This is a genomic window from Micromonospora sp. NPDC048898, from assembly GCF_043198035.1.
Lineage (GTDB): Bacteria > Actinomycetota > Actinomycetes > Mycobacteriales > Micromonosporaceae > Micromonospora.
On the sequence record NZ_JBICUF010000013.1, the window covers coordinates 94,334 to 118,053 of the forward strand.

The 23,720-nt window shown below is 70.3% G+C and carries 12 protein-coding genes; 7 read left to right on the plus strand and 5 right to left on the minus strand.

Features of this window, described 5'->3' with window-relative positions:
• Positions 1-312 precede the first annotated feature (312 nt).
• Genes ACGFIQ_RS27205 through ACGFIQ_RS27235 form a run of 7 tightly spaced genes read left to right on the plus strand, consistent with a single transcriptional unit; the run spans position 313 to position 6,411 of the window.
• Complete coding sequence (locus ACGFIQ_RS27205; RefSeq protein ID WP_393248287.1) at positions 313-1,407, plus strand: class I SAM-dependent methyltransferase; 1,095 nt, start codon at positions 313-315, stop codon at positions 1,405-1,407.
• Positions 1,408-1,430: 23 nt separating this feature from the next.
• Positions 1,431-2,219, plus strand: a complete 789-nt coding sequence (locus tag ACGFIQ_RS27210; protein ID WP_393248289.1) for a 2-keto-4-pentenoate hydratase — start codon at positions 1,431-1,433, stop codon at positions 2,217-2,219.
• Between the two features lie 31 nt (positions 2,220-2,250).
• Positions 2,251-3,147, plus strand: a complete 897-nt coding sequence (locus tag ACGFIQ_RS27215) for an acetaldehyde dehydrogenase (acetylating) (protein WP_393248291.1) — start codon at positions 2,251-2,253, stop codon at positions 3,145-3,147.
• On the plus strand, positions 3,144-4,208 hold the full coding sequence (gene dmpG / locus ACGFIQ_RS27220) for a 4-hydroxy-2-oxovalerate aldolase (protein ID WP_393248293.1): 1,065 nt from the start codon (positions 3,144-3,146) through the stop codon (positions 4,206-4,208). The genes ACGFIQ_RS27215 and dmpG overlap by 4 nt, the downstream gene beginning before the upstream one ends.
• A complete protein-coding gene (locus ACGFIQ_RS27225) occupies positions 4,201-4,428 on the plus strand; it encodes an acyl carrier protein (RefSeq protein ID WP_393248295.1) in 228 nt (75 codons plus the stop codon). The genes dmpG and ACGFIQ_RS27225 overlap by 8 nt, the downstream gene beginning before the upstream one ends.
• Positions 4,421-5,482, plus strand: coding sequence for a histidinol-phosphate transaminase (locus ACGFIQ_RS27230; protein WP_393248297.1), 1,062 nt, complete (start codon positions 4,421-4,423; stop codon positions 5,480-5,482). The genes ACGFIQ_RS27225 and ACGFIQ_RS27230 overlap by 8 nt, the downstream gene beginning before the upstream one ends.
• Positions 5,482-6,411 carry an LnmK family bifunctional acyltransferase/decarboxylase gene (locus ACGFIQ_RS27235; protein ID WP_393248299.1) on the plus strand — a complete coding sequence of 310 codons (930 nt, stop codon included), beginning with the start codon at positions 5,482-5,484 and terminating at the stop codon, positions 6,409-6,411. Before ACGFIQ_RS27230 ends, ACGFIQ_RS27235 begins: the two co-directional genes overlap by 1 nt.
• A 276-nt stretch (positions 6,412-6,687) precedes the next feature.
• On the opposite strand, the gene ACGFIQ_RS27240 is transcribed toward ACGFIQ_RS27235, so the two are convergent.
• Genes ACGFIQ_RS27240 through sbnA form a run of 5 tightly spaced genes read right to left on the minus strand, consistent with a single transcriptional unit; the run spans position 6,688 to position 23,612 of the window.
• Positions 6,688-7,974, minus strand: a complete 1,287-nt coding sequence (locus ACGFIQ_RS27240; RefSeq protein ID WP_393248301.1) for an MFS transporter — start codon at positions 7,972-7,974, stop codon at positions 6,688-6,690.
• A gap of 5 nt (positions 7,975-7,979) precedes the next feature.
• Positions 7,980-15,140: an amino acid adenylation domain-containing protein gene (locus ACGFIQ_RS27245; protein ID WP_393248303.1), complete on the minus strand. Its 7,161-nt coding sequence runs from the start codon at positions 15,138-15,140 to the stop codon at positions 7,980-7,982.
• On the minus strand, positions 15,137-21,601 hold the full coding sequence (locus tag ACGFIQ_RS27250) for an amino acid adenylation domain-containing protein (protein WP_393248305.1): 6,465 nt from the start codon (positions 21,599-21,601) through the stop codon (positions 15,137-15,139). Before ACGFIQ_RS27250 ends, ACGFIQ_RS27245 begins: the two co-directional genes overlap by 4 nt.
• A complete protein-coding gene (gene sbnB, locus ACGFIQ_RS27255) occupies positions 21,598-22,608 on the minus strand; it encodes a 2,3-diaminopropionate biosynthesis protein SbnB (RefSeq protein ID WP_393248307.1) in 1,011 nt (336 codons plus the stop codon). The genes ACGFIQ_RS27250 and sbnB overlap by 4 nt, the downstream gene beginning before the upstream one ends.
• The gene (gene sbnA, locus ACGFIQ_RS27260) at positions 22,602-23,612 is read right to left on the minus strand and encodes a 2,3-diaminopropionate biosynthesis protein SbnA (protein ID WP_393248309.1); all 1,011 of its coding nucleotides are present in this window, start codon (positions 23,610-23,612) and stop codon (positions 22,602-22,604) included. Before sbnA ends, sbnB begins: the two co-directional genes overlap by 7 nt.
• Positions 23,613-23,720 lie beyond the last annotated feature (108 nt).

Here is a 23,720-nt window from a genome sequence, read left to right on the forward strand (position 1 = left end):
GCGTGGCGTCGGAATGTCCTGGCCGGATGGTTCCGCGACGAACTAACAGGTCGCTGTCGACTCGCTGTCGACTCGCTGTCGGCCGTCGGCGCAGCCTGATAGCGGAGCATCGACGTGCATCGTCGCGTCAGCGCCGGTCGTCCTGCCCGTCGGGCGACGGCCGGCTGCTCCGGCGGCCGGCCGGTGGCGGCAGCCTTCCCGTATGTCTGCCGACTCTTCTCTGCAGGCGATCCGTGTTTCCGTGGCACATTGACAACCGTTGTGGATCCGTGCCGAGAACGTCGATTGCCGCCGTTACGGAAGGAGCGGTTGATGGAGGCCGTCACCTCATCGCCGGCCCTCCCACCTGGACGGACACGAATCGGAAAAGCAAGGGTCGGTACCGACAAATCGCCGAATCAGCAGGACGTGGGTGAACCAGTGATTAGTTCTGACGTCAGTGACATCGCCGCAGACCTTGCGGCGAACGCCACTCTTCTGGAGATCGCCGAGAATCTGGGACTTTCGCCGCTACTCGATCGCGGGACGCCGTTCACGCTGGCCGAGGCAACGACCGCGACCGGCGTTCCCGAAGCTCGCGCTCTCCTCTTCCTGCGCGCCATGTCCGCCGCCGGGCTGCTGGAGCGCGACGCCGAGACCGGGCCGTTCACGCCCTGCGCGGAGCTCGCGGACCGGCGGTACGAGGCGGGCTACCTCTCCTGGTCGCTCAGCGCGAACCGGCCGTACATCGATCACGCGGAGCGGTTTCTGCGTGAGCCGGACGCGGCCGGCCGCCAGTACCAGCGCGACGGCAGACGAGTGGCGGTGTCGTCCCGCTGGATCGGCTCGCGCGGTTTCTATCCCGGAGTGCTGTCCGAGATCATCAGCCGCAAGCCCCGACACATCGTCGATCTCGGCTCCGGCGCGGGCGCGCTGCTGATCCGGCTGCTGACCGAGCTGCCCACCAGCACCGGCGTGGCCCTGGACCTCAGCCCGGGAGCGTGCGAGGAGGCCGAACGCGCCGGCCGCCACGCCCAGGTGGACGATCGGCTCACGGTGGTCAACCGGTCCGTCGAGACGCTCGTCGACGACCCCGCTCCACTCGACGGCGCGGACATCATCCATGCCGGCTTCGTCATGCACGATGTCGCTCAGCATCCCGAGGTCTTCGCAGGCGTCCTGCGGGCCTGCCGCGAGCACCTCGCCGACGGCGGCTGCCTGGTGGTCACCGACGCGGTGCCGTACGTGGACACGCCGGGCGAACGCGCCTTCAGCGCCCTCTTCAGTTACCTGCACGAGAGCTCGATGGGCGTACGGCTGCCGACCGAGGACCGGTGGTGCGAACTCTTCCGGCAGGCCGGTTTCTCCGAGGTGGCCAGCACCGCCCTGGGAATGCCCGGCAGCCGCCTCTTCGTGGCCACGCGATGAGCCGGAGCGGCGGAGCAGCGACGATGGCGGAGCACGACGCCGAGCGCATGGCCATGGCCCTGTACGAGGCGCGGAGCAACCGCGTGCCGATCGCTCCGTTCACCGACGCCTGCCCCACGCTCGACGCGGCCGGCGGATACGCCGTGCAGCGTCGGCTGACCGAACTGCTGATCGCCGACGGCGAACGGGTGATCGGCTACAAGGCCGGGCTCACCTCCGCCTCGATGCAGGAGATGTTCGGGGTCCACGCCCCGGACTACGGCCCGGTGTTCGCCTCGACCGTCCGCGCGGACGGTGCGTGCTTCGCTCGCGGCGAGTTCATCTCGCCGAAGGTGGAAGCCGAGATCGTCTTTCGGCTGGCGAGGCCGTTGACCGGTCCTGGCGTCACCGTGGAGCAGGCCCACGCGGCGATCGGAGAGGTCATCGCCGGTCTCGAGATCGTCGACTCCCGGATCACGGATTGGCGCATCCGGCTGGGCGACACGATCGCCGACCTCGCCTCGAACGGCGCGGCCGTGCTGGGACGCTCGATCCCGGTCAGCGCGGAGCTGGACTACCGGCTCGTGCGAATGGCCTTCCGTCGCAACGGGGAGTTGGTCGCGTCCGGTCAGGGCGCCGACGCCCTGGGCAACCCGGTGGCGGTGGTGGCGCTGCTGGCGAACCTGCTGGGCGACAGTGGCGTCACGTTGGAGGCCGGCCAGTTGATCATGACCGGCGCCCTGCACGCCGCGGTCCCGTTGAGCCCCGGTGACACCTACACCGCCGAATTCGATCATCTGGGATCGGTCACTCTGCACGTCACCAACACATAGTCCCGACGCGGATAGGAAGGCGATCTCCTCGATGAATTCAGAACGACGGCTGTCAGCTGGAGTGCTCGGCGCCGGGCTCATCGGCGTCGACCTGGCGGTGAAGGTCGAGCGGTCCGCTGCACTGGACCTTCGCCTCGTCGCTGGCCGGACGGCCGACAGCCCGGGCCTCAAGCGGGCCGCTCGGCTGGGGCTGCCGGCCGCCAGCCGGGGTCTGTCGTCACTTGCCGACCTCGACGAACCGCTCGACGTGGTCTTCGACGCCACCAACGCCGGCTCGCACGCCGAGCACGCCGAGGCGCTGGCACCGCTCGGCACGCTGCTGATCGACCTCACACCCAGCCGGATCGGGCGCATGGTCGTCCCCACAGTCAACGGCGCGGAGGCCGCCGCTCACCGCGACCTGAACATGGTGAGTTGCGGTGGGCAGGCATCGGTGCCGATCGTACGAGCGATCACCCGAGCGCACCGCATCGACTACGTGGAGGTGGTCGCGACCGCCGCGACGCTCAGCGTCGGCCGCGGGACCAGGCTGAACCTCGATGAGTACGTGGAGACCACTCAGGACGCGCTCCGCGAGTTCACCGGCGTCGGGGACGTGAAGGCCATCCTCAACGTCAGCCCGGCTCGTCCTCCGGCGACCTTCAGGGTGGCCATGTCGCTGGTCGGCGAGGGCCTGACCCACGAGTCGGTGCACCCGCTCGTGGCGTCCGCCGCCGCCGACGTCCGTGCGTTCGCCACCGGCTACCGGGTGACGAGTTGCATCGTGAACGACAACAAGGCGTTCATCGCCGTGGAGGTGACCTCCGCAGGCGACCAGATACCCGCCTACGCGGGCAACCTCGACATCATCAACTCGGCTGCGATCCGGGTCGCCGAGCGTTGGGCGGCGCAACGCCGACCGATCGAGGCCATGGAGGTCGTGTCATGAGCCAGCAAGCTGCCGAAAGTTCGCCGAGACAACCCATCCTGATCCACGACCCGACGCTGCGCGACGGGCACCACGCCGTCCGCCACCAGCTCGGGCGGGAGCAACTTCGGGCGTACGCTGCCGCCGCCGACGCTGCCCGGGTACCCGTCGTCGAGGTGGGACACGGCAACGGCCTGGGCGCCTCGTCCCTGCAAGCCGGCCGAGCCCTGCTCAGCGACGAGGCGATGCTGTCGGTGGTCCGGGATGCGTTGACCACCACCAAGCTCGGCGTCTTCATGCTGCCGGGCTGGGGCACGACCGAGAGCATCCGGCTGGCCGTCTCGTACGACGTCGACCTCGTCCGTATCGGCACCCACTGCACCGAGGGCGACCTGGCCGAACGGCACCTCGGGCTGCTGCGCGACGCGGGCGTCGACGCACACGGCGTGCTGCTGATGAGCCATATGGCCAGTCCGGAGCGCCTGGCCGAGGAGTGCGCGCGGCTCGTCGAGTTCGGTGCGACAGGCGTCGGCATCCTCGATTCCTCCGGCCACTATCTGCCGCAGGACGTGAGCACGCGGATCGCGGCCATCCGGTCCGCCGTCAGCGTGCCGGTGATGTTCCACGGGCACAACAATCTCGGTATGGCGGTGGCGAACTCCATCGCCGCCGCCGAGGCGGGCGCCACCATCCTGGATGCCTGCGCCCGGGGGTTCGGCGCGGGGGCCGGCAACACGCAGCTGGAAGTTCTCGTGCCCGTGCTCGAACGGCTGGGCTATGACACCGGCATCGATCTCTATCGGCTGTTGGACGCGGCGGACATCGCCGAGCGGGAGCTGATGCCCGCGCCGCCCACCATCGACTCGATCGGCGTGGTGAGTGGTCTCGCCGGAGTGTTCTCCGGCTTCAAGAACCGGGTGCTGGACGTCGCCGCCCGCGAGGGCGTCGACCCGCGCGACGTCTTCTTCGAACTGGGCCGCCTACAGGCAGTGGCCGGGCAGGAGGACCTCATCGAGGACGTGGCGCTCGCGTTGCGTGCCGGGTCCACGGGTCAGCTTGAACGGACGGCGAGCCATGTTTGACCAACTCAAGACCATCCTGGTCGAGGATCTGCAGATGCGGACCGAGGACGTCGTGGCCACGGCCGATCGCGTCGAGGTTGGCCTCGACTCCCTCGCCGTGGTCGAGCTGTCGGACCTGCTCAGCAAGCGGCTGGACATCCACGTCTCCGACTACGAACTGCTGGAACTCGCGACGGTTGGCGATATCGCCGAGCTGGTCGCGGAGCGCTGTCGTGCGTGAGGCCGCGGGGCCGACCGCCGGAACGTCCCATGCCGTCACCCGGGCCCTGTCGCGCAACGAGTCACCGCACGGCCCGTTGCCGGACATCGTCGCCGCGGTCGCGGCGAGCAGCCGGGACGTCAACCGCTATCCCGACCCGGCGTGTACCGACCTGACCGTGGCGCTCGCCCGGCGGCACGGTGTCGAACCGGATCGGGTGGCCGTCGGCGCCGGATCCTGTGCGTTGCTCCAGGCGGTGTTCCAGCTCGCCGGGCCGGGTACGACGGCCGTCTACGCCTGGCGTTCCTTCGAGTACTACCCGATCCTCGCCGGCCATCTGGGGGTCCACTCGGAGCGGGTGCCACTCGCCGACGACGTGCACGACCTCGCCGCCATGGCCGATCGCATCACCGCCACGACCCGGCTGGTCGTCATCTGCAACCCCAACAACCCCACGGGTACGCTGCTCGGCCTGGACCGGCTGCGCGCGTTCCTCGATCGCGTCCCGCCGACCTGCCTGGTCGCCCTCGACGAGGCGTACTTCGAGTACGTCGACGAGCCGATGGGAACCGGCGGTCTCGCGTTGTACGACAGGTATCCCAACCTGGTGGTCCTGCGCACGTTCTCGAAGGCGTACGGCCTGGCCGGGCTCCGGGTCGGCTATCTCATCGGCGCCGCGCGCATCGTGGCGTCGCTGCGCGAGATGACGCTGCCCTTTGCGGTGAGCGCGCCGGCCCAGCATGCGGCGGTCGCCGCCCTCGCCCTTGAGGACGTGCTCCTGACGCGGGTCCGGCAGACGATCGCCGAGCGGACCCGGGTGCGGGCTGCCCTGCTGGCCGACGGCTTCGCGGTCCCGGCCAGCCAGGCCAACTTCCTGTGGCTCCGGCTCGGCGAGAACGCGGGCCCGTTCGGCAGTTGGTGTGCCCGGGTCGGAATCGAGCTGCGGGTCTTCGACGGGGAGGGCGTCCGGGTGTCGCTCGGTTCGCCCTCGGACAACGACGCGTTCCTCGCGGCGGTACACCAGTGGCGCGTCCGCAACGCACCGGAACCACTCACGACTGGAGCGCTGAGATGATGCCCGACAACACAGCCCTTCACCGGAAGGTGATCGTCGCGCCGGGAATGTGCAGCGGCGGCTCTCTGATCTTCGGGCGGATCGGCGACTGGACGTGGGAATCGGTGGCCGAGACCTGCCGCACCAACGTGCACGCCGCCCGTACCGCCGAAGGCCAACCGACCTACCTTTCGTTCTACTACTACCGGGTCCGGGGCGGGAAGGTCGTTCATCCGCACGGCCTGGCCTTCGGTGACGAGCTTGAGGTGACGTCGAGGGTCTTCCAGTTCGGCGGCGGCTCGGTTCTGACGTTGCACCGGCTCGCGCCTGCCGGCTCCGGCCTCGGCACCGCGTTCCTCGATCCGGCGGAGGTCTACGAGACGCCGGACCCGGAGTGCATGTACGCGGAGACGCTCAACCGGTGGATCGCGCGCGGCAATCCGGGCAGCAACCGGGTTCTCTCCGAAACCATCCCCGCTGGTTTCGACAACGCCGACCTGCCGCGACTGCCCAATCAGTTCTCACCGCGTACGCTCGTCGGCCGCGCCCGCGGTGCGGGCAGCTTCCTCACCCCGGCCCCGCCGGGATTCGCGGTCGCCGGGGGCGAGCTGTCCTTCGAGTACGCACTGGACGCCGTGCGGGACATCAACGGCGCCGGTCTGGTCTACTTCGCCTCCTACTTCTCGATCTTCGACACGGCGCTGATGCGTCTGTGGCGTGGGCTCGGCCGCACCGAGCGGCAGTTCCTCCAGCGGCGGGTGATCGATCAGAAGGTGGGCTTCTTCGGCAACGCCGACCTGGGCTCGCTCTTCACCGTCACCGCCCGGAGGTGGCAGAACGTCACCGACCCGCTCTCCGAGATCGCCGACCTGGAACTGCGGGACTCCGCCAGCGGTCGGCTGCTGGCCGTCGCGGCGATCGAGACGGAAACCCCGTCGACGCTGGCCTGAGGAGTGCTCGACCCGACAGACTGCGAGCCCGGCCGGCACCCCACCGGCCACCCTGATGGGCGCGGTTGCGAACCTGCAACCGCGCCCATCAGCGCATGGCTGAAGCTACGCCCGCGCGATCGTCGTCGGAGGACCAGGCACCAGGGCGCTTCCTCCGCGTCATCACCCGGTGATGTCCGGGCCGACGTCGGCCCGGACATCACATCCTTCACGTATGTCGGGTGAACCGTTCCGCAAGGAAACAACCTTGGTTCGCGGGCACTGGGCCCGAGCGGGCTACCGAGCAGCTGCCGCCACAGGCTCGGGCTGCGGGCTGGTCAGCGTCACCGGATCGAAGTGCCGCAGTGCCACCACCAGGTTGACCGCAGCGAGGGTGGACAGGGCCGCGAGGACGAGCAGGGTCGTCGTCACGCCGAAGCGGCCGATCGCCATCCCGCCGGCCAGAAAGCCCAGCGGGCCGGCGATGTTGCTGATGGTCATGACCGCCTGGATCACCTTCGCTCGGATGTCCGCCGCGAACCGGGTGGCCAGGATGCTGAAGAACGGAGCGTTGGACAACGGAAGCGCCGCACCGGACACCGCGAGCGCGGCGACCAGGACCGGCACCGGCACGTCGAACAGCAGCACCCACCAGGGCAGGACAAGCTGGAAGGCGGCCAGCCCGAAGACCATCGTCGGGGACAACCGGCTGCCGATCAGATAGCTGACGGCCGCCCCGGCGACCGCGCCGGCACCGAAGCCGGAGAGCAGCAGCCCACCAACCCTGGCATCGCCGGCGAAGCGGGCGAACGCCAGCAGCGGCAGCGCGAGCATCAGGACCCGCATGAGGAAGCCGAAGCTGACGGTCGTGACCATCACCCGTCGCAGGAAGTCGTCCCGGAGCAATGCGCGTACCCCGGCCAGGATTCCCGAGTGGTCCGGGGTCTGCCGCTCCTGCGGTGCCGACGTCGCCGGCTCCGTCCGCCGCGAACGCGGGACAGACCACCACAACAACAGACCCGACACCGCCGAGGTCACGGCGTCGAACAACAACACCTTCTCCGCGCCGAGTGTCGCGATCAGCACGCCCGCTATGGCCGGGCCGGCCAACGCGGCGATGTTGAAGCACCCTTCCAGCACGCTGTTCGCCCGCATCAGCGCCTTCGGGTCCGGACCGGCGAGTTCGGTGGCCAGGTCACGTTGCGCGGCGAAGTAGGGCACTCCGAGTACGCCGATCACCGCGACGATCGTCAGGAGCAGGGGAAAGCTGAGCAGGCCCACCGCGGCCAGCGCAGGTATCGAACCGATGGCCACGAACTGCGCGAAGTCGATGACCACCATGGTTCGGCGTGCGCCGTACCGTTGGATGACCTCACCGCCCGCGAATCCGAGCACCGCCATGGGGAGCACCGACACGGCGAAGACCAGACCCGCCCGCGGTGCCGAGCCGGTGCTCTCCAGCACCAGCCACGGCAGCGCGAGCGTCGTCATCTGGGTCCCGACGGCGGACCCGGCGCCGGCGGCATACACCGCCGCAAGGGCCCGTCTGGTGGTGCCCGGTGCGGGAGACGGCGCGGTCGACATGCCGCTCACCGTCGACCGGCCGGCTTGTCGATCAGCCCCGTCAGAATGCCGGCGAGGTCCGCCACGTATTCCTTCATGACCGAGAAGTGCTCACCCTTCGCCCGGTGTACCCCCAGCCCGGCGGTCCGCTCGCGCCACCGTTGGAGGTAGTCGTGGTAGCTCTGGCCGGAGCTGACGACCTCGTGCTCGCCCAGCGCCAGCTCGTCGCTGACGATCAGATCCAGGTGACCCGCGTACGGGCGGTCCCGGTAGGACAGCACCATCTCCATCACCTCCTCCCACATCCGCGCGCCGGGCAGCCACATCGTTCCCGCGCCGCGCTCGGGAAGCGTGATCCCGTCGTTGCCGACGACGTCGTCCACGATGTGTTCGAGCAGCGCCAGCGTCTCCTGCCGGAGCACCGAGGTGTCCTCGTCCGGCGGCGCCGCGTCGAGCCGCTCCAGGTTCGTCACACACTGCTTGATCAGCCCGTACTCCGACCAGAGGTGCTCCTTCTGCCAGGCGTCCTGCCCCGGGTCGAGCAGGATGAAGGTGACCTCCTCGCCTTCGGCCATCAGTTGGCTGGCCATCTCGGTGCTCACCCCGCTGCCACCACACCAGCTGAAGATCCGGTACGGCCCCTGCGGGACCGCCTCCCGCAACTCCGCGAGGTAGCGGGTCGCCATGTCCTCAGTGGACGGCACCGAACCGGTCGACGGGTCGCGGCCCGGCCATTCGAAGGCAACCACCGGCAGACTGGGATCGAGGTGCTCGGCCAGCCGCCGGTACCAGTGCGCGCTGCCGCCGCCGGGGTGCACGCACACCAGTGGCGGCTGGTCGCCGGTCCGGCGCAGCCAGAGCAACGCCGTGACCGGCTGCCGCTCGCCGTCGATCGACGCGGCGAGCGCCGCGAGCGTGCGGTGCTCGACGAAGGTTCGCACGGTCGTCTCGATGCCGTGCCGGTCCCGCAGCATCGCGATCGCCCGCAACGTCAGCAGCGAGTGCCCGCCGAGGTCGAAGAAGTCGTCGTCACGGCCGACCCGGGGCAGGTGGAAGACCTCGGTCCAGACCTCGGCGACGGCCACTTCCGTGGGCGTACGCGGCGCGCTGTATTCCCGTACCGACGTTCCCGCCGCCGGCCGGGGCAGCGCGGCCCGGTCGAGCTTGCCGTTGTTGTTCAACGGGAGCCGGTCCAGGCGGACCCAGGCCGTCGGGACCAGGAAGCCGGGCACCCTGCTGCGCATCACGTCACCGAGCCGGGCGGGGTCGGCCGGGCCGCCCTCGTCGAGCACGACGTACCCGACGAGCTGCTTGCTGCCGTCCACGCCCAGGTACGCCGCCGCCGCGGCAGCCCGCACCGTGGGCAGCTCGGCGATCGCGGCCTCCACCTCGCCCAACTCGACGCGGTGTCCACGAATCTTCACCTGGTGGTCGCGCCGCCCGATGAAGTGGATCGTGCCGTCCGGATCCTGGCGGACCATGTCCCCGGTGCGGTAGAGCCGGTTTCCCGGCGCGTGTCCGGACGGGTCCGGTACGAAGCGTTCGGCGGTCAGGTCCGGACGGCTCTGGTATCCGCGCGCGACGCCCGGGCCCCCCAGCAGCAGCTCCCCCGGCACGCCGAACGGGACAGGGTCGAGGTTCTCGTCGACGACGTGCACGTAGGTGTGATGGATCGGCTTCCCGATCGGAATGACGTCGGTGAGCGCCGGCAGTGGGATCCGTGGATGGACGGTGGCGAACGTGGTGCTTTCGGTCGGGCCGTACCCGTTGCTGACCAACACGCCGTGTTCCATCGCCTTGCGCACCTGCAGCGGCGGCAGCACCTCGCCACCGACCACCACTTCCCGTATCCCGGCCAACGCCTGCGGCCGCACGTCCATCATGGTGGTGAAGAGGCCGGTGGGCAGGCACAGCACGGTCACCCCGTGCCGGCGCAGGAGCTCGTCGAGCTCGTCGGCGGTCGGCGTTTCCGGGGAGACGACCAGCCGCGCCCCGTTGCACAGCGCGCCCCAGACCTCGAACGTCGACGCGTCGAAGGCGAGCGTGCCGGCTTGCAGCATGACCTGGTCGGCGTCCAGCTGCGCGTAGTCCTGGCCGTGCACCAGCCGGACGACGCCGCGGTGCGGGACCAGCACGCCCTTCGGACGTCCGGTGGACCCCGACGTGTACGTGATGTAGGCGAGGTTCTCCGGTGACAGCGTCACCTGTGGCGCGGTGGTCGGCCGGCTGCCGTCCGACCACCACCCGGAGTCCAGGTTCAGCGTGGTCAGCCCGGCACGCGCCGCGAAACGGTGGGCGTGGGTCGGCCCGCTCACCAGGACCTGGGCGCCGGAATCGTCGAGGAGGTACTCGATGTGGCCGTCCGGATACTTGGGGTCGAGCGGCAGGTAGCAGCCGCCGGCCTTGAGGATGCCGAGCAGCGCGACCACCGCGTCGATCCCCCGGTCCATGCAGACCGCGACGGGCGTTTCCAGGCCGACGCCGTGCTCACGAAGCGCCCACGCCAACTGGTTGGCCCGGGCGTCGAGTTCGCCGTAGGTCAGGCGCGAATCGCCGCACTCGAGTGCGACGGCGTCCGGCCGGGCCTGCGCCCGGGTCGTGAACAGGTCGGTGACGCACGCCTCGGGCAGGGCGGGCCAGTCCTGCTGCGGCTCGGTGAACCGGTGCGCCGGGGTCGAGCTGAGGTCGACCGGGTTCGCGCCGTCGTCGGCGATCATCGCGGTGAGCAGTTCGAGGAAGGTCTCGCCCAGGGCGGTCAGCCGCTCCTGGGTCGCCCAGCCGGCCCGGCACTCCAGTCGCAGCTCGCCCGGGAAGGTCAACGTGACCAGGGTGAACTCGTTGGGGCTGTCGTCGACGACCGCGCCGAAAACGTCCTCCTGCGCGTCGAGCACGTGGAAGTCGAGGTAGGAGAAGATGCTGCTGATCAGCGGCGTACCGGTGCCCCAGGCGCGCTGCATCGCGGGGATCGGGTAGCGCCGGTGCGGCCAGACGGCAAGCTCCTCGGCGAACACGGCGCGCACGAGGTCGCGCCACCGGGGCGTACGCAGGTCCACCGCGAACGGCACCGTGTTGAGGTACATCCCCATCACCTCGTCGCCGCGCAGCAGTTCGGGCCGGCCGTTGACGACCAGACCACTGAAGAACCGCCGCTGGCCGGTGACGACGCCGATCATCGCGAGGTGCGCGGTGTGCAGCACGGCCTTGAGCGAGGTCTGCGTCCGCGCGGCCAGCTCACGCAGCCCCGGTTCGAGATGCCGCCAGGACATCCGCAGCTCCGGCACCGCGCCGTGGCCGGCCGGGGCGGTGTCCGCTGGCAACGCGATCCGATCGTACTCGCCGACCCGGCTCCGCCAGAACCGTTCGTCCGGCCCGGCCGACAGCGATCGCCGTTCCAACCTGACGAAGTCGGCGTACCGCCCCGGGGGCGGGGGCTTCAGCGCATCGGGGTCCGCGTCCCGGATCGCCCGGTAGGTGTCCCGCAGCTCGGCGATGAGGGAGTGGTGGCTCCAGCCGTCCAGGATGGCGTGGCACTCGGTGTGGGTCAGCACCCACGTCCGCTCCCCGGTGCGGTGCACGTGCCAGCGCAGTTGCGGCGCGTGATCGATGGGCAGCATCGCCAGCTTCATCGTCTCCCGGTACCGCTCCAGGATGTCCTGCTGCTCAGCTTCCGGGAGCTCGCGCAGATCGTCGAAGCCCACCTCGACCCGCGCCTCGGCGTGGACGAGTTGCATCGGCTCGGTGTAGCCGGACACGTCGAACGTGGTGCGCAGGATCTCGTGCCGGTCGACCAGCCATTGCGCGGCCTGCTGCAACGCCGCCAGCGAGAACGGGCCGTCGTCGACGATGTCGAAGCTGGTGACGTTCTGGTATGCCGGGTGCGAGCTGTTGACCAGCATCTCGTACACCATGCCGGCCTGCACCTGACCCATCGGGTAGGCGTCGACCAGGCCGTCGGGGAGCCGGTCACGGTCGGCCGGGTCGAGTTGCTCGAACGGGCCGACCGGCAGCTCGTCCGCACCGGTCGCCGGCCGGTCGGCGAGCGTCGCCAGCTGCGCCGCGGTCTGGTGCGTGAAGATGTCCTGCACCGACAGGTTCAGCCCGCCCCGGCGCAGGGTTCCGATCGCGCGGATGGCACGGATCGAGTCACCCCCGACGTCGAAGAACCGGTCGTGCACACCGATCCGTTCGATGCCCAGCGCCGCCGCGAGCGCCTCGGCGACGACGCCTTCGGCCTCGGTGCGGGGGGCGACGTACGCTCCGGCCGCCCAGGCGCGGCCAGGTGTCGGGGCCGGCAGCGCGCGCCGGTCGGTCTTTCCGCTGGTGGTCAGGGGCAGCGCGGGCAGCAGCTGCCAGTGGCTCGGGATCATCGCCTCGGGCAGTCGACCGCGCAGGAACGACGCCACGTCGCTCACCTCGACGCCGGCGTCCGTGTCCCGGGCGACGAGGTAGCCGACGAGCTGGCCGTCGTGCACCGCGACGGCGACCGCGGACACTCCCGGGTGCTCCGCCGCCACCGCCTCGATCTCGCCGAGTTCGACGCGGTGCCCACGGATCTTCACCTGGTCGTCGAGCCGGCCGAGGTAGTCGATCCGGCCGTCCGGCAGGTACCTCGCGAGGTCACCGGTGCGGTACAGCCGCCCTCCACCGCCGGACTCCTCGAACGGGTCGGGAACGAACCGCTGTGCCGTGAGCCCCGGGCGGCTGAGGTATCCGCGGGCCAACTGCACGCCGCCCAGCAGCAGCTCACCCGGCACTCCGATCGGGACCGGTCGCAGGTTCTCGTCGACGATGTAGGTGCGCGTGTTGGCGATCGGCCGTCCGATGGTGACAGGCGTCCCGGGCACGCACCGCACCGCTGTGACGTCGACGGCCGCCTCGGTTGGCCCGTAGAGGTTGTGCAGCTCGCAGCCGATCCGCTCGTGGACGGCGGCGACCAGGTCGGCAGGGAGCGCCTCGCCGCTACAGATCATTCGGCGCACCGACGGCAGCGGCCCGAACGACTCGGCCAGGAACACCCGCAGCATCGACGGTACGAAATGCAGGGTGGTGACCTGCTCGGTGGCGATCAGGTCGGCCAGGTAGTGCGGGTCGCGGTGGCCGTCGGGCCGGGCGATCACCAGCGTGGCCCCGGTGATCAGCGGCCAGAAGAACTCCCACACCGAGACGTCGAAGCTGTACGGGGTCTTCTGCAGCACCCGGTCGGAGTCGTCCAGCCGGTAGGCGTCCTGCATCCAGCGCAGCCGGTTGACGATCGCGCGGTGGGTGACCACGACGCCCTTGGGCCGGCCGGTCGAGCCGGACGTGTAGATCACGTACGCCGGGTGGTCCGGCCCCGCCGGGGTCGTGCTCGCCGATGCCGATCCGCTGCCGGTGATGACCGGTTCGCCGTCGGTGAGCACGATGGTGACACCGGCGTCGGCACACATGTAGTCCCGGCGCTCGGCCGGGTGGTCCGGGTCCAGCGGCAGGTAGGCGCCGCCGGCCTTCTGGATCGCCAGCAGGGCCACCACCAGCTCGACACCGCGTCGGCGGCACACGCCGACGATCGACTCCGGCCCGACGCCTGCGTCGACCAGGTACCGCGCCAGTCGGTCGGTCCGCCGGTCCAGCTCGGCGTAGGAGACGTCCTCGCCCTCGAAGCGCAGGGCGACGGCGTCCGGGGTCCGGGCCACCTGTCGCGCGAACAGCTCCGGCAGGGTGCCGGTCGGGTACGCCACCTCGGTCTCGTTCCACGTCCGCACCACCAGCTCCCGCTCCGCCGGTGGGGACTCGACCAGCTGGCTGATCGGTGCGTCCGGCGTGGCCGCGATGCTGCCGACGAAAGTGGTGAAGTGGCTCGCGAACCGCTCGACGGTGTCCCGGTCGAACAGCGCGGTGGCGTAGTTCAGGAAGCCGGTGAGGGTGCCGTCGGGCTGGTCGACGACCACCAGCGTCAGGTCGAACTTGGCGTCGCTCTCGCCGACCGGCAGTTCCTCGGCGCGTAGTTCGCCGACGCGGCGGGCCGTGGAGTCCCCGTTGGCCCACAGGAACATGGTCGAGAACAGCGGGGTCCGGGACGCGTCGCGCACCGGGGCCAGCTCGTCCACCAGCCGTTCGAACGGGAGTTCCTGATGGGCGTAGGCGCCGAGCGCCATCTCCTTGACCCGCCGGAGCACCTCGCGGAAGGACGGGTCGCCGGACAGGTCGGTGCGCAGCACCAGCGTGTTGAGGAACAAGCCGATCAGGTCCTGCACCTCGGCCCGGTCGCGACAGGCCACCGGGGTGCCGATCGTGATGGTGTTGCTCCGGCCGAACCGCCCCAGCGTGATCGCGTACACGGCCATCAGCGCCATGAACGGCGTCGCGCCGGACTGGCGGGCGAGTTCGTGCAGGGCTCGGGCGTCCGGCGCGGACACCGCGATCGGGACCAGGTCGCAGGCGCTGTCCCGGACCTGTGGGCGGGGCCGGTCGAGCGGCAGTTCCACCGCGGTGGCGCCGGCCAGCGCCTGCCGCCAGTAGTCGAGCTGACGGTCCAGCTTGGCACCGGACATCGCATCGCGCTGCCACGCGGCGAAGTCCGCGTACTGCACCGGTAGGGGCGCCAGCGGGGACGGCCCGCCGGTCAGCGCGGCGGTGTACAACCGGTCGAGCTCACGCCACAGCACCTGCTCGGACCAGCCGTCGAAGGCGATGTGGTGCAGGGTCACCACCAGCGCGTGCTCCTCGTCGGCCAGCCGCGCGAGGGTTCCGGTCAGCACCGGGCCGGTCGCCAGGTCGACGGGTGCCCGGTCGTGGGTCATCCAGCCGGCGATCCGTTCGTCCTGGGCGGCGGGGTCGAGGCCACGCAGGTCCACCTCGTGCAGCGTGGCCGGCTGCGGAGGGTCGATCACCTGGCCCGGTTCACCGTCGACCACCACGTAGCGGGTGCGCAGCACCTCGTGCCTGGCCACGATCGCGTCCAGCGCCGCCCGCAGTGCGCCGGGTTCCAACGGCCCGAACAGGCGCAGGCCGGCGCTGGCCAGATACTCCGTACCGCCCGGCCGGACCTGGTCGAGAATCCACAGCCGGCGCTGCGCGAACGACAGCGCGGGCGGCGTCTCACGCGAGACCCGGGTGATCCCCTCGTCCGGCGCGGCGTTCGCGGCACCTACGAGCCTGCGCCGAAGCAACTCCGCGCGTAGACCGGCTCGATCGATTGTCTCAGTCACAGGGCACCATCCTGGGAAAGCAGTTCGCTCATCTGGGCGTCGGTCAACTCGTCGAGTTCCGCCGTGATCAGGTCGGTCACCACCACCGCCAGCTCGGCCACGGTGGTCGCCTCGAACAGGCAGCGCAGCGGGACCTCCACGGCGAAGGCCGCCCGCAGCCGGGCCAGGACCCGGGTGGCCAGCAACGAGTGGCCACCGAGCCCGAAGAAGTCGTCATCGACGCCGACCCGGTCGACGCCGAGAATGTCCGACCAGATCCCGGTGATGGTCTCCTCCGCCGGGTCCCGCGGTGCCACGTACCCGCGGGCGCCGTCGAGTTCGGAAGGTTGTGGATCTGGCAGCGCCGCCCGGTCGACCTTCTTGCTCGGTGACAGCGGCAGGGCCGCGACGGTGACCCAGGCCGACGGGATCATGTACGAGGGCAGCGACTCTCGTAGGTACGCCCGCAGCTCGTCGAGGTCGGGTCCGGTGTCGTGGGGCCACTCCAGGTAGGCGACGAGCCGCTTGTCGCCGGGCCCGACGTTCTTCGCGACGACGGCGGCCGCGGCCACCGCGGGGTGCCTGGCCAACACGGCTTCGATCTCGGCGAGTTCGATCCGGAAACCCCGAATCTTCACCTGGGTGTCGAGGCGGCCGAGGAAGTCGACAGCGCCGTCCGGCCGGAGCCGCACCAGGTCGCCGGTGCGGTAGAGGCGCGTTCCCGGTTCGGTGGCGAACGGATCGGGCACGAAACGCTCCGCGGTCAGCTCCGGCCGGTCGTGGTAGCCACGGGCCAGGCGCACGCCGCCGAGGTACAGCTCGCCGGGTACCCCCACCGGGAGCGGACGCAGCTCCGCGTCGAGCACGTACACCCGGGTACCGGCGGCCGCACGGCCGATGTGCAGGGTGGCCGTGCTGCGCTCGTCGGCGAGATCGCCCGACACGGGGTTGAACATGCAGGTGACGGTCGCCTCGGTCGGCCCGTAGGTGCAGAGAAACCGGCCGGGTAGGCCGGTCGCCGCCCAGCGTTGGGCGTCGGCGACGGTCACCACGTCCGAGCTGACGTTGACGAGCTTCAGCCCGGTGAGCCGGTCCACGCCGGACTCCATCATCTCCCGGTAGTACGCCGGGGTGATCTCCATGATCGTCACGCCGTACTGCGCCAGCTTGGCCGGCAGCTCGCTCGGCGCCCAGAAGACCGGGTCGCTCACCACGATCGTGGCACCGGCGGCCAGGGTGGCGCCGACCTGATCCATCGCGACGTCGAAGGTGAGTGCCGAGAGCAGCACGACCCGTTCGCCCGGGCGGATGCCGTACTGGTCGGCGACCACCCGGCAGTGGTGCGCGTACGCCCGGTGCGAGATCTCCACGCCCTTGGGGCGGCCGGTCGACCCGGACGTGTAGATGATGTACGCGAGGTTGCCCGGAACGGTGACCGATGCCGGGTCGGCCGTTGGCCGGCCGCTCGCCCGGTCCCCGTCGTCGACGACCAGCACCGGCCGGTCGTGCCCGGCGAACCGGTCGGCGAACGCGCCGGTGGTCACCACCAGGTGCGCTCCGGCGTCGGCGAGCATGTAGCGCAGCCGCTCCGGCGGATGTTCCGGGTCGAACGGCACGTACACCCCGCCGGCCTTGAGCACCGCCAGCAGCACCACGACCGGTGCGATCCCGCGCTGCAGGCACGAGCCGACGATGACCTCCGGACCAACCCCCATCGCACGGAGCTGGTGCGCCAGCTCGTTGACCCGGGCGTTCAGCTCGGCGTAGCCGAGCCGCTCGGCACCGAACACCACGGCGGTCGCCTCCGGAGTCCGGGCCGCCCACTGTTCGAACAGTTGCGGTACCGAGAGGTGCCGTTCGCCGGGCGGGTCGAGCAGGTCCAGCCGGTCCGCGTCGGGGTCCGCCCATTGGTGCACGATCGTGTGGCGTTCGTCGGCCGACAGCAGATCCAGTTCGCTGATCCGGGTCTGCGGGGCGGCGGTCACGCCGCCCAGCAGGCGCAGGTACTGGCCTGCGAGGCGTTCGATCGTCGAGCGGTCGAACAGCGCCGTGGCGTACTCGAACCAGCACTCCAGCCGGCCGTCCGGCTGCTCCATCACGGACAGGGTGAGGTCGAACTTGGCCACCGACAGGCCGCTGTCCAGGCCGGTCGCGGCGCACCCGGCGAGGGTGGACGTCGCGTTACCGGCACCGGTGTGCTGTACCTCGAACATGATCTGGAACAGCGGGTTGCGGGACAGGTCGCGGTCCGGTTGCAGGGCGTCGACGAGGTGTTCGAACGGCACCTCCTGGTTGGCGAACGCCTCCAGGGCGCTCCGGCGGACCCGGTCGACCAGGTCGAGGAAGGTCGGGTTCCCGCCCAGGTCGGCCCGGACCACGAGGTTGTTGACGAAGAAGCCGACCAGGTCCTCGGTCTCCGGCCGCGTCCGACCGGCGACCGGGGTGCCGATCGCGATGTCGGTGCGGCCGGTGTGGCGGCTCAGCAGCACGTCGAACGCGGCCAGCAGCACCATGAACAGGGTTGCGCCGGTCTGGTTGCCCAGCCCGCGTACTGCTGCTCCGGTGTCCTGCGGTATGTCGACGATGAACAGTTCGCCGCGCAGGTCACGCCCAGGCTGGCGGGGCCGGTCGGGGGTCAGCTCGACCGGAACGAGCCCGGCGAGCCGGTTTCGCCAGTGCTCGATCTGGTTGCCGATGGTGCCGTCGGCCTGCCGGTCGCGTTGCCAGGCGGCGAAGTCGGCGTACTGCACCGGAAGCGGCTGCGTCGACCAGGGGGTACCGGTGAGCCCGGCCAGGTACGCATCGTTCAGCTCGCGCAGGAAGATGCCCAGCGACCAGTTGTCGAAGGCGATGTGGTGCAGGGTGATCGCGACCAGGTGTTCGTCGGCCGCCGTGTGCACGACCGTGACCCGCAGCGGACGCTCGTGGGTGAGGTCGAACGGCCGGGCGCTCACCGCTTCGATGATCGTCCTGGCGTGCTTCGCGGCCTCCGCGGTGCCGGTCAGGTCCACCACGTCGAAGGGCACCGGGCCGGGGGGATCCACGAGTTGCAGCGGAACACCGCTGTCCCCGACGTAGCGGGTGCGCAGCACCTCGTGCCGGGCGCTGACCTGCTCCACCGCGCGGCGCAGCGTCGCGGTGTCCAGCGTTCCGGTGAGGTGGTACACCATCGGGATCAGGTATTCCGCGCTGCCCGGTTCGAGCTGGTCCAGGAACCACAGTCGTTGCTGGCCGAACGAGGTCGCCAGGGTGCCGTCGCGGGGTACGGGCACGATCTGCGGCTCGCCGTCGGGTGTCGTGCCCGCGTCGATCGCCGCGGCGACCCGCTCCACGGTCCGTCCTTCGAACAGGGTGGCCACCGTCAGCTCCAGCCCGAACCTGCGGCGCAACCGGTGCGCGAGCCGGATCGCCAGCAGCGAATGCCCACCCAGCGCGAAGAAGTCGTCGGCGACGCCGACCCGCTCGACCCCGGTCAGCTCACCCATGAGGGTGGCGACGGCCCGCTCGGTCTCCGTCCGTGGGGCGACGTGACCGGCGGCCACGTCATCGGGCTCGACGTGATCCGGGTCGTCGCCGGGTGGGCGGCTGCCGGGGGGCGGCAGCGCCGACCTGTCGACCTTTCCGTTGGGCAGCGACGGCAGCGCGGCCAGCGGGACGATGCTGGCGGGAACCATCGCGGCGGGCAGCCGCGTGCCGAGGAATCCAGACAACTCGTCGGTCTCCACCGTCGCCCCGGCGGTCGGCACCACGTAGCCCGCGAGTTCCAGGTCACCGGTGACGGACCGGTACGAGGTGACCACGGCCGCCGCGACCGACGGATGCGCCCGCAGCGCGGCTTCCACCTCACCGGGTTCGACACGCACCCCCCGCACCTTGACCTGCGCGTCGAGGCGGCCGACGAACTCCAGGACCCCGTCGTCACGCCACCTGGCGAGGTCTCCGGTGCGGTACCACCGCTGGCCGGGCCGGGTGGCGAAGGGGTTCGGGGTGAAGCGTTCGGCGGTGAGGTCGCCGCGCCCGGCGTAACCGCGGGCGAGGCCGACACCGCCGATACACAACTCACCCGGTACGCCGATGGGCGCGAGCCGGCCGGCGGAGTCCACCACGTACAGGTCGACGCCGGGCAGCGCGGCACCGATCGGTACCGTACCGTCGCTCTCGCCACGCGCGTAGCGCCACGCGGTCACGTCGATCGAGGACTCGGTCGGGCCGTAGGTGTTGTACAGCTCCACCTCCCGCACGCCGAGCAGTCGCTCGCACAGTTCGGTCGGCAGCGGCTCGCCGGCCGAGCAGACCAGCCTCAGCGCGTCGCAGGCGGCCAGTTCCGGCTCCTCGACCACGGTGCGCAGCACGGACGGGACGAGTTGCACCACGGTGATCCGGTACGCGGCGAGGGCACCGACCATCACTGCGGTGTCGCGGTGCGCGTCCTGCGGCGCCATCACCACAGAACCGCCGGACACCAGCGGCGCCAGGAACTCCCACATCGACGCGTCGAACCCGATGGTCGTCTTCTGGAGTACCCGGTCGGTACTGGTGAGCCCGAACCGGTCCACGGCCCACAGCACCCGGTTCCGGATCCCGCCGTGACTGATCACGACGCCCTTGGGGCGACCGGTGGAGCCGGACGTGTACATGACGTAGGCGGCGTTCGCGGCGTCGCACGCCACCGGCGGCGGTGGCGTGGCGCGTGCGATGTCGTCCCACTGCTCGTCGAGCACCACCACCGGGGTCTGCTGCGGGATCCGCTGTCGCAGCGCCGTGTCGGTGAGCACCAGTTCGACGCCCGCATTCTCGATCATGAACTCGAGTCGCTCGTCGGGCAGGTCGGGTGTGAGCGGGACGTAGACCGCGCCGGCGGTGAGCGAGCCGAGCAGCGCGACCACGAGATCGGTACCGCGGTGCAGGGCAACGCCGACGGCGGTTTCCGCGCCGACTCCGCGAATGCGCAGGAAGCTGGCCAGGTTGTCCGTCCTGGACCTCAGCTCGGCGTAGGTCAGCTCGGTGTCACCACAGACCACGGCCACCGCGTCCGGCGTGGCCTCGGCCTGCGCCCGGAACAGGTCCGGCAGCAGCGCGTCGGTCGCTCCGCGCGGTGCTGGGTGCCAGCCGAGCAACTGCCGCTGTTCCGCGCCGGTCACCGTCGGCACGTCGCGCAGCGGCGTCTCCGGCGCCGCCGCCAGGTTCTCCAGCAGCGCCACGTAGTTGTCGGCCATCCGCTGGATCCGGGCCCGGTCGAAGAGCGCGGTCGGATAGGTGATCCGGGCGACCCAGGATCCGTCCGGCTCCTCGGTCATCTGAAGCGACATGTCGAAGGTGGCACTGCGTACGGGGGTCGGTACCCAGTCGACCTCGATGCCGGGCAGACTCAGCGGCTCCCCCTGGCCGTTCAGGACCGCGAACCCGACCTGGAAGAGCGGGTTGCGGGACAGGCCGCGGTCCGGCGACAGTTCGGCGGCCAGGCGTTGCAGGGGTACGTCCTTGTGTTCGAAGGCGTCCAGGGCCGTCTCGCGGACCCGGCCGAGCAACTCGACGAAGGTGGGATCGCCGGACAGGTCGGTCCGCAGCACCACCGTCTGCGCGAGCGAGCCGATCACCGGTTCCAGCTCGACCCGGTTCCGCCCGCTTGTCGACACCCCGACACCGAAGTCGAACTGGTCCGCGTAACGGCTGATCAGAAGCTGGTAGGCGGCCAGGAACACCATGAACGGAGTCGCTCGGGCGGCGCGTCCCACGGCGCTGATCCGGGCCGCCAACGGGGCCGGCACCGCGAACGCCACCACGTCGCCGGCCGGTTCCCAGGCGGCGGGGCGCTGCCGGTCCGTGGGCAGTTCCAGTGACGGCAGTCCGGTCAGTCGCTCACGCCAGTAGTCCAGTTGCCGGACGAACGCCGCGTCGTTCGCGTCCCATCGGCTCCGCTGCCAGTCGGCGAAGTCGGCGTACTGCAGCTCCAGCGGCGCCAGCGGCGACTGCTCGCCGGCGGCATGGGCCGCGTAGAGCACGCCCAGTTCCCGGGCGAGGATTCCCAGCGACGGGCCGTCGAAGGCGATGTGATGCACCACCAGCATCAAGATCGCGTCAGCGGGGGAAAGCTGCACGAGGGTCAGCCGCCAGGGGGCTGATCCACGCAGGTCGATCGGCGTGGTCACCGCCGCCTCGCCGATCTCCCGTACCCGTCGGTCCTGTTCAGCTGCCGGGTGCCCGGTGAGGTCCACCACCGTGAGGTCGGCCGCCACCGGCTCGTCGATGATCTGCACCGGCTGTCCGTCAACTGTCGAATAGCGGGTGCGCAGAATCTCGTGCCGGCCAGCGATGTCGGTGAGGGCGGCGGTCAGCGCCACCCGGTCCAGCGGCCCGCGCAGCCGGAATCCCCAGTGCAACAGGTACTCCTGGGTGCCGGACCGGACCTGGTCGAGAAACCACAGCTGCTCCTGCTCGAACGACAGTCGGAGCTGGTTGTCGGTTTCGAGGATGTCGGTCATGCGCACACCTGCTGCTTCGTCGGTAGGAAGTCGTCCAATGTGGTGCCCAGGCCGCGGTCCGACGCCGCACGCCGGACCAGGTCGGCCACCGCCAGGTCCAGGCAGCCGAGTCCGAACGGAGAGAACACCGTCACGGCTTCGTCGCTTCTGACGTACCGCTCACCGGCCACCAGGACTTCGCCGAGCGAGGCGGCGATGAAGTCGCGGTGGCCGGCTTCCTGTTGGGCCAGATCCAGCGAGGTCGCAGCCCGGCACACGTGGTCCGCGTCGTCGACGATGTTCACGCTGGAACGGATCGAGTCGGTGGTGAGGTCACGCAGGGACAGATGCAGCACCAGCGTTCCCGGGCGGCAGTGCTCGGTACCCAGGTGCGGGGCGCTCGCCGTCGTAGCCAGGCAGACCAGCTTGTGGCGCGACATGGCGTCGGCCGCGTTCTCGGCCACGTCGATCTTCAACGTCGGCCAGACCGACCGCGCCTCGGCGGCGAAGGACTGCGCCCGTTCGACGCTGAGGTCGTACAGGGTCACCGTGTCCAGCGTCGGCAGCACGGTGCGCAGATACCTCAGCACCTCGAAGTTGATCGGACCGCAGCCGACGAGCGTCACCGCGGATTCGGGGCTGGACGAGGAGAGCGTGGACGCCGCCAGGGCGGCGCTCGCGGCCGTACGTCCGGCCGAGATCGCCGACGCTTCGAGGATCGCCTCCGGCACGCCGGTGTGTACCGAGTTCATGATCATCACGGCCGAGGCCCGGTGCATCCCCCGCTGGAGGTTGCCGGGGAAGGATGACACCCACTTCACCCCGCAGGTCGGCGTCTCACCTCCCAGATAGGCCGGCAGCGCGATGATCCGCTCGCGCTCTCCGTCGGGGAAGCGGAGGAACACCGACTGCGGTACCCGGGTACGGCCCAACGCGTGCGACCGGTACGCCGCCTCCACCGCGGACACCACATCGCGCTCGCCCCCGTCGAGGACGGAACGGACCTCACCTGCTCCGAGAATCAGCATGGCGCCACCTCCATGTCGGGCTTGGTCCACAGGTGCGACACGTCACCGAAGTACGTCATGACCCAGTCGTCGTCGTAGATGGTGTCGAGGTACCGCTCACCGCGGTCGGGAAAGACCATCGCGCAGGTGGCCCCGGGCGGGATCTGATCGCGCATCTGCTCCAGGCCCGCCACGACGGCACCCGACGAGCCACCGACGAGAATCGCCTCGCGGGCGGCCAGCCGGCGGCACGCCACGATCGCGTCGAGATCGTCGACTCGGACCACGACGTCGGCCAGATCGCTGCGGTACAGCTTCGGACGCACCGATGCGCCGTGGCCGGGAATCATCCGCCACCCCACCGCTGGGCCGAATATCGCACTGCCCAACGCGTCCACCGCCACGATGGTCACCGGCAGTTGGTGCGTCCGGATGTATTCGGCGCACCCGCGCAGGGTGCCGCAGGAACTCGTGGCACAGAACAGGTAGTCGATGTCCGGCAGGGCGCGCACGATCTCTCGTACGGTCGTATGGTGTGCCTGCGGGTTGAGCGGGTTCGAATACTGGTCCGGGCAGTACGCGTGATCGATCGTAGCGACGAGTTCACGCACCCGACGGATACGGACGGGCAGGTACTCTCCGGTGGCCGGATCGACATCGGTGACCACCTCGACCTGCGCGCCCAGCGCCCGCATGATGGCGATGTTGTCCTTGTTGGTGCGCGGGTCCACCACACAGATGAAGCGAATTCCGTAGTACCCGCAGACCTGTGCGAGCCCGATTCCGAGATTGCCGGAACTGGACTCGATCACCACCGATCTTCCGGGTACGAGCCGCCCGTCGTGTATGCGTCCCCGCAGCATCTCCAGCGCCGAGCGGTCCTTGATACTGCCGCCCGGATTGTGCGACTCCAACTTAGCGAACGTCCTGAACGTACTCTCGGGGTCGAGCTTCACCAGCTCGACGATCGGTGTCGCTCCGATGGTCGCCAGCACTCCTGACCCGGTGGGGGTTTGTTCGGTCATAGAGCCGCTCCTCGAATTGCATCCGCCGCGATGCGCCTACTACGAGATTCCTCCGCACCACCGAGACAGCGCAGGGAAGAACATGCAGACTCACCGGTTGACGCCGGC